General features: G+C 63.4%; 8 protein-coding genes and 3 pseudogenes. 6 read left to right on the top strand and 5 right to left on the bottom strand.

The window, feature by feature from the left end; translation table 11 throughout:
- Positions 1–250: 250 nt before the first annotated feature.
- On the top strand, positions 251–649 hold the full coding sequence (gene apaG / locus AKN84_RS30515) for a Co2+/Mg2+ efflux protein ApaG (RefSeq protein ID WP_050424205.1): 399 nt from the start codon (positions 251–253) through the stop codon (positions 647–649).
- A 58-nt stretch (positions 650–707) separates the two neighbouring features.
- On the opposite strand, the gene AKN84_RS30510 is transcribed toward apaG, so the two are convergent.
- Positions 708–4,247 carry a chemotaxis protein CheB gene (locus AKN84_RS30510; RefSeq protein ID WP_128971285.1) on the bottom strand — a complete coding sequence of 1,180 codons (3,540 nt, stop codon included), beginning with the start codon at positions 4,245–4,247 and terminating at the stop codon, positions 708–710.
- A 143-nt stretch (positions 4,248–4,390) separates the two neighbouring features.
- Between AKN84_RS30510 and AKN84_RS30505 the strand changes: the two genes are divergently transcribed.
- The 4 genes and pseudogenes from AKN84_RS30505 to AKN84_RS30495 all read left to right on the top strand — a co-directional run bounded on the left by AKN84_RS30505 (position 4,391) and on the right by AKN84_RS30495 (position 6,661).
- Positions 4,391–5,395 (top strand): chemotaxis protein CheB, encoded by a 1,005-nt coding sequence (locus AKN84_RS30505; protein ID WP_050424230.1) that lies wholly within the window; start codon positions 4,391–4,393, stop codon positions 5,393–5,395.
- A gap of 104 nt (positions 5,396–5,499) precedes the next feature.
- Positions 5,500–6,009, top strand: a complete 510-nt coding sequence (locus AKN84_RS30500; RefSeq protein ID WP_244485590.1) for a Crp/Fnr family transcriptional regulator — start codon at positions 5,500–5,502, stop codon at positions 6,007–6,009.
- Between the two features lie 24 nt (positions 6,010–6,033).
- Positions 6,034–6,255, top strand: a pseudogene (locus tag AKN84_RS49410) (Crp/Fnr family transcriptional regulator); the annotation flags it as partial.
- A complete protein-coding gene (locus AKN84_RS30495) occupies positions 6,248–6,661 on the top strand; it encodes a DUF6894 family protein (protein WP_050424204.1) in 414 nt (137 codons plus the stop codon). The pseudogene AKN84_RS49410 and the gene AKN84_RS30495, both read left to right, overlap by 8 nt.
- A 115-nt stretch (positions 6,662–6,776) precedes the next feature.
- Here the strand turns inward: AKN84_RS30495 and AKN84_RS30490 are convergent, their stop codons facing one another.
- The 3 genes and pseudogenes from AKN84_RS30490 to AKN84_RS30480 all read right to left on the bottom strand — a co-directional run bounded on the left by AKN84_RS30490 (position 6,777) and on the right by AKN84_RS30480 (position 10,116).
- Positions 6,777–7,778: an Hsp33 family molecular chaperone gene (locus AKN84_RS30490; RefSeq protein WP_050424203.1), complete on the bottom strand. Its 1,002-nt coding sequence runs from the start codon at positions 7,776–7,778 to the stop codon at positions 6,777–6,779.
- 207 nt (positions 7,779–7,985) lie between these two features.
- Entirely contained in the window at positions 7,986–8,912 is a 927-nt protein-coding gene (gene argF / locus AKN84_RS30485) for an ornithine carbamoyltransferase (protein WP_050424202.1), read from the bottom strand.
- Positions 8,912–10,116: pseudogene (locus AKN84_RS30480) on the bottom strand (acetylornithine transaminase). The gene argF and the pseudogene AKN84_RS30480 overlap by 1 nt, the downstream one beginning before the upstream one ends.
- A gap of 498 nt (positions 10,117–10,614) precedes the next feature.
- Between AKN84_RS30480 and AKN84_RS30475 the strand changes: the two are divergent.
- A complete protein-coding gene (locus tag AKN84_RS30475) occupies positions 10,615–11,127 on the top strand; it encodes a GcrA family cell cycle regulator (protein WP_018269585.1) in 513 nt (170 codons plus the stop codon).
- A 178-nt stretch (positions 11,128–11,305) separates the two neighbouring features.
- Here the strand turns inward: AKN84_RS30475 and phoB are convergent.
- Positions 11,306–12,015 (bottom strand): annotated as a pseudogene (phoB, locus tag AKN84_RS30470) (phosphate regulon transcriptional regulator PhoB).
- Positions 12,016–12,128 lie beyond the last annotated feature (113 nt).

Raw genomic sequence — 12,128 nt, 5'->3', positions numbered from 1 at the left:
GCCCGCATGCCGTGCTGAAAAGATAATATCGGTCCGCGACTTGCTGACAAAGCGCAGTGTGCGGCGACATGCGGCCGCGCTTTAGAGCGGAACTATGTTGAAACCGCGATGAACGGACCGTCCACGGGGCCGGGTTTTCACAGCCCGGCAGGCGATTGGTTCCGGCTGACCAATTGGCTATGATGGCGCCCTGATTGAGCGTGATCCGGTCCAAATCAGATCACGCACCAGGACCATCGGATTGAGCCGTATGTACCGCGCCGTTACCCGCCAGATCGAAGTCACCGTCGAGCCGAACTTCATGCCCGAGCGCTCGTCGGTCGACCGGCGCGAATATTTCTGGTCGTACAGGATCGTGATCGTCAATTCCGGCCCGGAAACGGTGCAGCTGCGGACGCGGCACTGGATCATCACCGACGCCACCGGCCGCCGCCAGGAGGTGCGCGGCGAGGGCGTGGTCGGCGAGCAGCCGGTGCTCGCGCCCGGCGAACGCTTCGAATACACCAGCGGCGTGCCGCTGCCGACCGCCTCCGGCTTCATGACCGGCAGCTACCAGATGGTCACCGAAGCCGGCGAGCGGTTCGAGATCGACGTGCCGACGTTCTCGCTGGACAGCCCGAGCCCGGACGGGAAAAGGGTGCTGAACTAGGCCGCGGCCGCCAATGATCCTCTTCTGCCCGGCATGGCAGCAGACCTGCGTATTCTGCTCAGCCGAGGCGCTCGCGATCGTCCAGGCTGGCCTTCGGGATCGGCAGCTCGATCGTACAGACCGTTCCGTCGGGGCCGAATTCGCGGCGAACCACGGCATGTGGGATCGCCCTTTCAATGAGCTCGCTTCCAAAGCCGGCCGTCTCCGGTTGCTTGACGGCCGGACCGCCACTTTCGCGCCAGATGACCGTCAGATGCGATTGATCGCCCTTGGTGCGCAATGTCCAGCTCAGATCCACGGTACCGGCTTGTTGCGAGAACGAACCATATTTGGCCGCATTGGTTGCCAGCTCATGGAAAACCAGGCCGAATGGCGTTGCCAGATCGGGAGGCAGGAAGACTGATCCGCCCTTGACCTTGATCCGTTCGTTATTGCCGGAGGTGTAGGGCTCGAGTTGTCTGCGCGCCAGTGTTGCGAGATCGGCCCCCTTCCAGTCGGAGTCCACCAGCAGCGAATGCGCCCTGGCCAACGCCGCGAGGCGGCCATCCAACCTCTCGGTGAATTCATCGTAGGATTTGCTGAAGCGCCGGGTCTGATGCGCGATCGACTGCACGACCGTCAGGGTATTCTTGACCCGGTGCGTCAGTTCGCGCAGCAACAATTTCTGCTGCTCTTCCCACGCCTTGCGTTCGCTCACATCGCGCGTGCTTTCGAGGGCGAGCCGTCGCCCGTCAATCGTCTCGAGGATGATGCGGCTTTCAACGGTCAGTTCCCGGCCATTCTTGGTCTTGTGTTGAAGTTCGCCGGTCCAGTTGCCTTCATCGAGCAACTTGCTCCGCAACTCGGCGAATGATCCTCCGGGCACCATCGTGCCCAACAGCTGGTTCTTTCGTTTTCCAACCGCCTCGTCGCGGCTATAGCCGTAGAGCTGCTCGCTTCCACGATTCCACTCGAGGATGCCGCCGTCATAGTCCCAGATGAATATCGGATCGCGCGAAAGCTCGACGAGTTGCGTCTGCTGCCGGAGCTGGCGTTCGCTGATCCTGAGCGCATCTTCGGTATGACGGCGGTCCGTCATGTCGACGAAGGTGAGGACGATCCCGTCGATCTTGTCGTCGACCGTTCGATACGGGCGCAGGCGAACGTCGTACCAGCGCCCGTTGCGGCTGCGGATTTCATGTTTGATCGGGGAGAGATTGGCGAGCACCGCATGCGCGTCGTTGACAAGGTTCTGGTATTCCAGTCGATGCGCGAAATCCGCAATCGGCCGGCCTTCGTCGCTCGGCGTGATGCTGAACAGGTCGGTCACCTGCTGCGTGAAACGCTTGATGCGCAGGCTCGAGTCGAGGAACAAGATCCCGAAATCGGTCGCCGCCATCAGGTTCTGGAGATCGCTGTGCGCGCGCGACACGGCTTCAAGCTTCAGCTTGAGCTCGCTGTTCACGGTCTGCAATTCTTCATTGATCGATTGCAGCTCCTCCTTGCTGGTCTCCAGCTCTTCGGAGGTCGAACGATATTCCTCGTTGATGGATTGCAGCTCTTCGTTGGCCGCGCGCAATTCCTCGTTGGCGGCGTCGGATTCCTCCCGGGTCGTCCGCAGCCGCGACTGGGTCTGCTGAAGCTCCTCGCGCAGCCGGGCGACAACTTCGTTGGTGGCATCGTTCGCCGGGAGCTGCCCTTCAGCGAGGTGATCAACCCGATCGCCCTCGATGAACAACACCACGGCGCTGCCGGCCCCATGATCGTCGTGGTCGTCCAGCGGCTTCACATGCATCAGCACCTGATGCGGCGCACCGTTGAAGCGGACAGGGATCGGCAGGCTGAGCCAGGGCTGCGAATTGTCAAACACCCGATGCAGGGCTGACCGCAGCTCGAACCGCAGTTCCGGCCGCACCAGGTCTACGATGTTGCCGCTCAGCGGGCCGCCGGACGGTTGCAGGAATCGCCCGGCATTGTCGGACATGTGCAGCACGCGATGCGCTTGATCGACCAGAATGCTCGGTGGCGCGAGCTTTTCCAGTGCCTGGCGGTGCGCCGCGGCCTCATTGAGCAACGACGTCGTGCTTGGCGGCCTGATCGGATGCGCGGCCTGCTCATGAATCAGGCCAACGCTGCCGAGCAGGCGCGGCAGCAGGCGCAGTTCGCCCGGGCTAGCCGAGGACTGGTAGATGCGCGCCTTGCGGTCAAACGTGCGGAACTGGCCGGGCGGATGGTCGGCGCTTTCCGACGTGCCCAACATGAGAAATCCATCCGGATTGAGAGCATAATGGAACGTGTTGCACGCCAGCTCCTGCAATTCGCGATCCAGGTAGATCAGGAGGTTGCGGCAGGCGATGAGATCGAGCCGCGAGAAAGGAGGATCCTTGAGCAGGCTGTGACTGGCGAACAGCACCAAATCGCGCAGTTCCTGGCGAACGCGATATTGATCTCCGTCCCTGACAAAGAAACGCCGCAAGCGATCCTCGCTGACGTCGGTCTCGATCGCCGCCGGATACATGCCCTCGCGCGCAATGGCGAGCGCCCGGGCGTCGATATCCGAGCCGAACACCTGGATGGTCGGCCGGATGTCCTGCCGTGAGGCCTGCTCCAGCAGCAGCATTGCGATCGAATACGCCTCCTCGCCTGTGGCGCAGCCGGGGATCCAGACACGGATCGAACGATCGCTCAGCTTGCCGCTGAACAATTGTGGGATGACCTGCAGCTCAAGGGCCCGGAACGCTTCCTTGTCGCGAAAAAACGATGTGACCGAAATCAGCAAGTCGCCCAACAGCGCCTGTGCTTCATCGGTATTGTCACGCAGCACGTCGTAATAGTCCTTAGGGCTATCTGCTCGGGTGACCTGCATGCGCCGCGCGATCCTGCGCAGGATGGTCGCCCGCTTGTATTTGGAGAAATCGTGCCCGGTGCGAACGCGGACATGGGCGAGAATGCGCCGCAGCAAATCCGCATCCAGGCCGCGCAGTCCGCCGCCCGGTCCGTCATGGTTTTTTTCCCGCACCAGTTCGGTCAGACGTTGCGCTATTTCGTGTATCGGCAAAACGAAATCCGCGATGCCGGTTGCGATCGCGCTGCGCGGCATCGAGGGGAATTCGGCCTCATTGGGGTCCTGCACCAGGATGATGCCGCCCGATTCCTTGACCGCCCTGACGCCGACCGAGCCATCGGACCCGGCGCCGGTCAGGATGACCGCGCAACCATCCCCGTGCTGTTCCGCCAGCGAGCGGAAGAACAGGTCGATGGGCGCCCGCTTGCCGCGCGGCTCGTCGAATTCTGCGGTGGCGATTTCGTCGTTGGTGATATGCAGCCGCCGGTCGGGCGGGATCACATAGACGTGGTCCGCATTGAGCGGGATCGGTTCTCCGACCTGAAGGACAGGCATATGGGTGCGCGCAGCCAGGATGTTCGACATCTCGCTGCGCAGATCGGGGTCGAGATGCACCACCACGACGAAGGCGGCGCCGGTCTTCTCGGGTAATGCGGCAAACAGTTGCTGCAATGCGTGGACGCCGCCGGCGGAGGCACCGATCCCGACGACGACCGTCTTGGCGAGGTTCGGCTCACTCGTTTCGTCCCGTTCCTCGTCGCTGGTATCGGCCATCAGGCAGTCTCACTTACATTTTCGGTCGAGTCGGGATTTTTGATAATGTTATCACGAGTTTCGCGCGGTGATTTTCTATTTGGGCTGATTTCGGAACCAACGCGTCACGCAGTGGTTCCCACCTCGGGGCCATGGAGCATTTCATGGCAAATCGCGACATTGTGGTGATAGGCACCTCCGCCGGAGGGTTCGAAGCGTTGCGCTTTCTTGCCGGTGAATTTTCACCTGATTTCCCGGCTTCCGTTCTCGTGGTGATCCATCTGCCGAGCCAGTTCCGCTCGACCCTTGATGCGATCCTGACCCAGGCGGGACCGCTGCCGGCCAGCTTCGCCGTGGATGGCGAGAAGTTTGAAAAAAGCAGGATCTATATCGCGCCGCCCGAGCGTCATCTCCTGGTGGAGAGCGGTCAGTTACGGCTGGGATCGGGGCCGCGCGAGAACAATGCCCGGCCGGCGATCGATCCGTTGTTCCGCTCTGCGGCCCTGTGCTGCGCGCCCCGCTCGGTCGGTGCCGTCCTCACCGGTACGCTGGGCGACGGCGCGGCCGGCCTGTCGGCGCTCAAGCAGTTCGGCGGCCTCACGGTGGTGCAGGACCCAGGCGACGCCGCCTTTCCGGAAATGCCAACCACCGCCTTGATGCGTTCACAACCCAATCATGTGGTCAGTCTCGCGAGTATGCCGGCGCTGTTCGAGAAGTTGGTGCGGCAACCTGCAGGCCAACCGGTACCGGTCACAGGAGCCATCGAATATGAAGTCAGCGTCGCAAGCGGCGGACAAGCCAGCATGAGCGAAATGGATCGCATCGGCCGGCGATCGGTGCTTGCCTGCCCCGATTGCCACGGCGTCATGTGGGAAATCGACGAAGGCGAGCTGGTTCGATATCGCTGCCACGTCGGCCACGCCTACACGGCTGAGCTGATGAGCCTTGCCCTCGACGACAATCTGCGGCGGGCGCTCGGCAGCGCGTTGCGGGCACTCGACGAGCGTATTGCGCTGGCCAGGAAGCTCGCGAGCGAGGCGAGCCTCGGTGGCCGAACGCAGATGGCCAAATCCTGGGCCAGCAGGGTGCGTGAGTTCGAACAGGAGGCAAAGGTCATCCGTGATTCGATCAACCGCACCGACGAGATAGCTGCGCGTTTCGCCGAATAGCGCGTGCTCCGAATGCGAAAAGCAGTTTCTCGAGATCTACGGAATGGTGTCGGCAACCTCCGATCGGTTAGCTCACTATGTATGACACAAGAGACAGATCATCGATGCCGCAGGGTCCTCCAGCACTTCTGAGCAAGCTGGCTGGGCGGCTGGAGCTTTCGCCATCCGACCAACGGGCCCTCCTGGCTGCCGCTTCACCGCCGCGACACGTAGCCAAGGGCGATCATCTGATCGAGGAGGGCCAGAAGACCACATCATTGGTGATTCTTTGCAGCGGAATGGCTCGCGCTCTCAGAACGCTGGAGGACGGAAGCCAACAGATTGTCGCGATCTTCGTCGCAGGAGAAGCGCTGAATCCGGGCGAGCTCATGTTTCCTCGTTCCCGCACTGCAATCTCCGCGCTCACTCCAGCGACCTCGTTGCCGATTCCGCTCGAGAAGCTAAATCAGCTCGTTTCCGAACGGCCTACCATCGCGCGCGCATTGTGGTGGGAGACGGCTGCGCAAGCGGCGATCCAACAGGAGTGGATGGTCTCGCTCGGACGACGCTCCGCCTCGGTCAGATTGGCGCATTTGCTGTGCGAAGTGTCTTACCGCCTGCAAGCTGGCAATTAAAACGCTCAGGATGTTTTCGATCTCCCGCTTACGCAGCATGAACTCGCCGACATCCTCGGACTTTCGACCGTCCATGTGAACCGAACCCTGCAAGTCCTGCGCAGTCAGAACTTGATCGAACTGGCTAGGAACCGGCTCACGATCAGGGACAAGGCCGGTCTTCATGAGATCGCCGAGTTCGACATCCAATACCTAAGCGGACTCAAACAACCTGACGGGGGGGGGGGAGGAGGGCCGAATGCCTAGATACTTTTTCAATCTGACCTCACACGGCAACGTCACGTTAGATGAAACCGGAACGGAGTTTCCGTCGCTTGAGGCAGCCTATTTCGATACCTGCCAGGCCATCCTGGACATCGCCTTCGAAAAGCTGCGCGCGCGGCAAGATCCTGCAACGGACAGCTTCGAGATCACCGATGAGCAGCGAAGCGTTTTGATGCTGGTGCCGTTTTGCGAAGTGCTGTTGCCCGCGGCTGCGAAAAACCGGCCGGCGAGACTGAAAACGATCCAGTTACTCGACAACTGCCGGGATCAGTTTGCGCGGAGCGCGGCATTGCAGGCCGATATGCGCGCGGAATTCGAACAGGCGAGAAAGACATTCAGTGACATTCGCGCGAATCTTGCGCGCATTGCCTCTCACACGTCCGGATAGAGCTGTCGCGCGTGGCCCAGCTGCATTGCAAGGTTTGGCTGCCTGCCAGCGGATTTAACGGGCGGCGCCGTCCGGCGGCGACCCGCCGGACAAGCCTGCGTGCGGAAACGCGCCCTTACTCGACGCCGGCTTCCTGCGGCGTGAATTCGTAGACCGACGAACAGAACTCGCAGGTCACGACGACCTTGCCGTCCTTGACCATCTCGGCGCGATCGTTCGGCGCAAAGCTCTTCAGCATCGACGACACCGCATCGCGCGAGCAGGAGCACTGCGCGCGCAGCGGTTGCGGATTGAAGACGCGGACGCCGCGTTCGTGGAACAGGCGGTACAACAGCCGCTCGCCGGACAGATCGGGATCGATCAGCTCGACGTCCTCGACGGTCGATATCAGCGACTGTCCCTCGACCCAGGCATCGTCGTCCGGCACGGAGTGCGTCACCGTGCCCTCGGGCGCATCGCCGGGATGCAGATCGGCCTGCTTGGCGCGCTCGGGCGCCTTGGGCAGGAATTGCAACAGGATGCCGCCGGCGCGCCAGTGCAGCTTGCCGCCTTCGCCGCCGCGCATCTCCTCGCCGACCGCAAGCCGCACCCGCGTCGGGATCTGTTCAGAGCGCAGGAAATATTCATGGGCCGCCTCTTCGAGGCCGCCGCCATCGAGCGCCACCAGCCCCTGGTAGCGGCTGGTGTTCGAGCCCTGGTCGATCGTCATCGCAAGGTGACCCTTGCCGAGCAGCTCACCCGAGCTCTGCCCCGGCTTGAGCTGCGCCGCGTCGTAGCGCGCATAGGCACGCAGCCGGTCAGGCGCCTGGAAATCGACGATCAGCAGCGAGACCGGGCCTTCGGTCCGGGTCTGCAGGATGAAGCGGCCCTCGAACTTGACGGATGAGCCGAGCAGCGTGGTCAGCACGATGGCCTCGCCGAGCAGCTTGCCGACTGCCGGCGGGTAATCGTGCTTGTGCAGGATCTCGTCGAGCGCGGGGCCGAGCCGGGTCAGCCGGCCGCGCAAATCCAGCGCACCGACCTCGAAGGCCAGCACGGCATCGTCAACAGGAACCGCTGACGGCGCGCGGACTGGCGCCTCGGTCGTGATTTTGATGTCGGGGGATTGTGAAACCATGGCGCTCTATCTGGGGTCTCGGACCGTGAAATAAAGGGGTTCAGCATACCGAGGATCGACGTCGTCCCTGCCTTGTGCGCAATTGCGCACTGGAGCAGGGACCCATAACCACAAGACTCTGTTGTGACACAAGGCGTCTCCCCTTGTGCCTTTTCCACGGGCCGCGGCGTATGGGTCCCTGCTTCGCAGGGACGACAGCATTGGTGCTTACGCGACTTCGTTAAAACACCACGCCAGAATGCCCTTCTGCGCATGCAGGCGGTTTTCCGCCTCGTCGAACACCACGGATTGCGGCCCGTCGATCACCTCGTCGGTGACCTCCTCGCCGCGATGCGCGGGCAGGCAGTGCATGAACAGCGCGTCCGGCTTGGCGAGCGACATCAGCTTGGCATTGACCTGATAGGGCTGCAGCACGTTGTGGCGGTGCTCGCCCTCCTTGTCGCCCATCGACACCCAGGTGTCGGTGACGACGCAGTCGGCGCCGCGCACTGCGGCTTCCGGGTCGGTGCCGAGCACGATCGGCGCGCCGGTCGCCTTGATCCAGTCGCGCATCGGCTTCTTCGGCGCAAGCTCCGGCGGGGTCGCGACATTGAGCTGGAACTTGAACCGCTCGGCGGCGTGCGCCCAGGACGCCAGCACATTGTTGTCGTCGCCGGTCCAGGCCACGGTCTTGCCCGCGATCGAGCCGCGATTTTCCTCATAGGTCATGAGGTCGGCCATCACCTGGCAGGGATGCGAACGCCGGGTCAGGCCGTTGATGACGGGCACGGTGGCGTGCGCCGCGAGTTCGAGCAGCGCGTCATGGTTGAGGATGCGGATCATGATCGCATCGACATAGCGCGACAGCACGCGCGCGGTGTCGGCGATGGTCTCGCCGCGGCCGAGCTGCATCTCAGCGCCGGTCAGCATGATGGATTCACCGCCGAGCTGGCGCATGCCGACGTCGAACGACACCCGTGTGCGGGTCGACGGGCGCTCGAAGATCATCGCCAGCGTCTTGCCCTCGAGCGGCTTCCGGCCCTTCTCGTGCGCCTTCAGCTTCGCCTTCATGGCGGCTCCGGCTTCGAGCATGTTGCGCAACTCACCGAGCGGCAGCTCGTTGATGTCGAGGAAGTGACGGACCGGCTTGCTCATTATCCGGCCTTCCTCGGCTGTGCCGCCGACAATGTCGCGCAGGCGCGCTCGAGCGAGGTGATCGACTGGTCGATCTCGGCCTCGGTCACGATCAAAGGCGCGAGGAACCGCACCACGTTGTCGCCGGCGCCGACGGTGAGCAGTTTCTCGTTGCGCAGCGCGGCGATCAAATCGCCCGACGGCACCACGGCCTTGACGCCGATCAACAGGCCCTCGCCGCGCACCTCCGACAGCACGCCGGGATAGCGGTCGACGACGGAGGCGAGCTTCTGCTTGAGCAGCAGCGACATCTTCTGCACGTGGTCGAAGAAGCCGGGCCTCAGCATGACGTCGAGCACGGCATTGGCCGCGGCAACCGCGAGCGGATTGCCGCCGAAGGTCGAGCCGTGCGAGCCCGGCGCCATGCCGGCCGCAGCCTGCGCGGTCGCCAGCACCGCGCCGATCGGGAATCCGCCGCCGAGCGCCTTCGCCAGCGACATCACGTCCGGCGTCACACCCGTGCGCTTGTAGGCGAACAGCTCGCCGGTGCGTCCCATGCCGGTCTGCACCTCGTCGAATGCGAGCAACAGGCCATGCTCGTCGCACAGCGCGCGCAATGCCTTGAAGAACGCCTGCGGCGCACCGCGCACGCCGCCCTCGCCCTGCACCGGCTCGATCAGGATGCCGGCGGTGTGCGGGCCGATCGCCTTCTTCACCGCTTCGATGTCGCCGTGCGGCACCTGGTCGAAGCCGTCCATCGGCGGGCCGAAGCCCTCGAGATATTTCGCCGAGCCGGTCGCAGCCAGCGTGCCCAGCGTGCGGCCATGGAACGCGCCTTCGAAGGTGATGATGCGGTAGCGCTCGGGATGCCCTTTGGAGAAGTGATGATGGCGGACCAGCTTGATCACGCCCTCCATCGCTTCCGCGCCGGAATTGCAGAAGAACACGAAGTCGGCAAAGCTCTGCTCGCACAGCCGCGCGGCGAGCACCTCGCCGTCCGGGCTCTTGAACAGGTTCGACATGTGCCAGAGCTTGGTCGCCTGCTCCTGCAGCGCCTTGACCAGGTGCGGATGCGCATGCCCGAGCGCGTTCACCGCGACCCCCGAGGTGAAATCGAGATAGCGGTCGCCGTTGGTTGCGATCAGCCAGGCGCCCTCACCGCGCTCGAAGCCGAGATCGACCTGGCGAAGACGGGGAGCAGATGCGACGAGGCGTTGTTGGTCATGGCGTTCACTGCCGGTTTGAGGCCGACAATTGCCGCGCGCATTGACGCCAGCGCAGCAACGGCCAGCTTCGGAAAACAAAACGGCCGCCTTTGCGGGCGGCACGTGGGCAACATTCTATGCTGCGGCGGGACCGTGTCAATCGCCAGGAGCCGCCCTTTTGCCGGCCTTCCTGCAATGCGCAGCGAGCGCAATCCGGAGCATTCCGGTGCGGTGGAAAAGCCTCATTGCAATGCTTAACTGTGTCGGAACATGTGGACGCACGGCCGCGGACTCTTGCGCCTGAGTCACGCCATATTGTAGCGTTTGGCCTGTCGGGTACGACATCTCGTGCGGCAGTACTGGACCCTCTAAGTAGCCTTTGTGTCTCGCGTAAACGTTCGGGCGCAACACCGTGCCCGGCGAGGGCTAAGGGATTCTGGCCGCAGGGATATTTGTCCAGATTTGGCTCGCAGCGCCGCTCCAATGACTGGCCGGCGCCATGCGAAAGGAAGAATGCGATGACGGTATTGACCTGGTCCGACGATCGCGTCGAGCAGCTGAAGAAGCTCTGGGAGTCTGGCCTCTCGGCCAGCCAGATCGCAGCGGAACTTGGCAATGTGACGCGAAACGCCGTGATCGGCAAAGTGCACCGGCTCGGCCTTTCCGGCCGCGCCAAGGCTCCCTCCACGGCGGCGCCGCGGCAGCGCAAGGCCCGTCCCGCCCAGCACATGATGCGGGTGGCGCGCCCGGTCTCGCGCGGCAACACCGCGCTCGCGCATGCCTTCGAGGTCGAGATGGAGCCGGATCCGATCTCCTACGACAACGTGGTGCCGATGAGCCAGCGGCTGTCGCTGCTCGAGCTCAATGAAGCGACCTGCCATTGGCCGGTCGGCGATCCCTCGAGCCCGGAGTTCTTCTTCTGCGGCGGCAAGGCGCTCGCCGGGCTGCCCTATTGCGCGCATCACTCGCGCGTCGCCTACCAGCCCGCTGCCGATCGCCGCCGGCCGTCGGCGAAGCCACAGATCAAATAAGCACTCGGGAAACTAGCCTGGACTGCAAAAACAAATCCCCGCGCAAGCGGGGATTTTTTGTGCCGTCATTGCGAGGAGCGAAGCGACGAAGCAATCCATCGTTCCGCATTTGCGGTAGGATGGATTGCTTCGCTACGCTCGCAATGACGGGACCGTTGTTGCGATTGTTGCCAGCCCGTTACGGCTGCGGCTCGGCCTTTGCAAAGCGGTCGTCGAGCGCATAGCCGGCGCCGCGCACGGTGCGGATCGGATCCTGCTCGCGGCCCGGATTGAGCAGCTTGCGCAGGCGGCCGATATGCACGTCGACGGTGCGCTCATCGATGTAGATGTCGCGGCCCCAGACGCTGTCCAGCAGCTGCTCGCGGCTGAACACGCGGCCGGGATGCTCGAGGAAGAACTCGAGCAGACGATACTCGGTCGGCCCGAGATCGATCGGGCGGCCCGAGCGCGCCACGCGGCGCTTCTCGCGGTCAAGCTCGATGTCGCCATAGGTCAGCACGGTCGCAAGCCGCTCCGGGCTCGCGCGGCGCAGCAGGCCCTTCACCCGTGCCAGCAATTCGGGCACCGAGAACGCTTGACGATGTAATCGTCGGCGCCGGTGGCAAGCCCGCGCACGCGCTCGCTCTCCTCGCCGCGCGCGGTCAGCATGATGATCGGCAGCTGCTTGGTCTCGGGCCGCGCCCGCAGGCGGCGGCACAGCTCGATGCCGGACAGGCCCGGCAGCATCCAGTCCAGCACCACGAGGTCGGGAACGCGCTCCTTCAGCCGAGTATCGGCATCGTCGCCGCGCCCCACGGTTTCGACATCGTAGCCTTCCGCATCGAGGTTATAGCGCAACAACGTCGTCAGCGCTTCCTCGTCTTCGACTACCAGAATGCGTGCGCTCATCGGTTTAAGTTCTTTCTCTGTGGTGATCCGTTGCCCAGACGCAAACCGAAACGCTTACTTTCCTGAGCACAATCCCCGCGGAAACGACTTGTCGGAAAGACAATCCGGCTCCG

Origin of the sequence: Bradyrhizobium tropiciagri, from assembly GCF_001189845.1 — a bacterium.
In the GTDB taxonomy this organism is placed as follows: domain Bacteria; phylum Pseudomonadota; class Alphaproteobacteria; order Rhizobiales; family Xanthobacteraceae; genus Bradyrhizobium; species Bradyrhizobium tropiciagri.
Note: the sequence above shows the minus strand (reverse complement) of the source record. Positions and strands in the feature narration are given on the sequence as shown.

What these genes read in the sequence shown, in the direction of transcription:
- AKN84_RS30510 (WP_128971285.1), bottom strand. Translation starts at nt 4,247, where the DNA reads ATGGCCGATACCAGCGACGAGGAACGGGACGAAACGAGTGAGCCGAAC.
- AKN84_RS30475 (WP_018269585.1), top strand. Translation starts at nt 10,615, where the DNA reads ATGACGGTATTGACCTGGTCCGACGATCGCGTCGAGCAGCTGAAGAAG.
- AKN84_RS30505 (WP_050424230.1), top strand. Translation starts at nt 4,391, where the DNA reads ATGGCAAATCGCGACATTGTGGTGATAGGCACCTCCGCCGGAGGGTTC.
- apaG (WP_050424205.1), top strand. Translation starts at nt 251, where the DNA reads ATGTACCGCGCCGTTACCCGCCAGATCGAAGTCACCGTCGAGCCGAAC.
- argF (WP_050424202.1), bottom strand. Translation starts at nt 8,912, where the DNA reads ATGAGCAAGCCGGTCCGTCACTTCCTCGACATCAACGAGCTGCCGCTC.
- AKN84_RS30495 (WP_050424204.1), top strand. Translation starts at nt 6,248, where the DNA reads ATGCCTAGATACTTTTTCAATCTGACCTCACACGGCAACGTCACGTTA.
- AKN84_RS30490 (WP_050424203.1), bottom strand. Translation starts at nt 7,778, where the DNA reads ATGGTTTCACAATCCCCCGACATCAAAATCACGACCGAGGCGCCAGTC.
- AKN84_RS30500 (WP_244485590.1), top strand. Translation starts at nt 5,500, where the DNA reads ATGCCGCAGGGTCCTCCAGCACTTCTGAGCAAGCTGGCTGGGCGGCTG.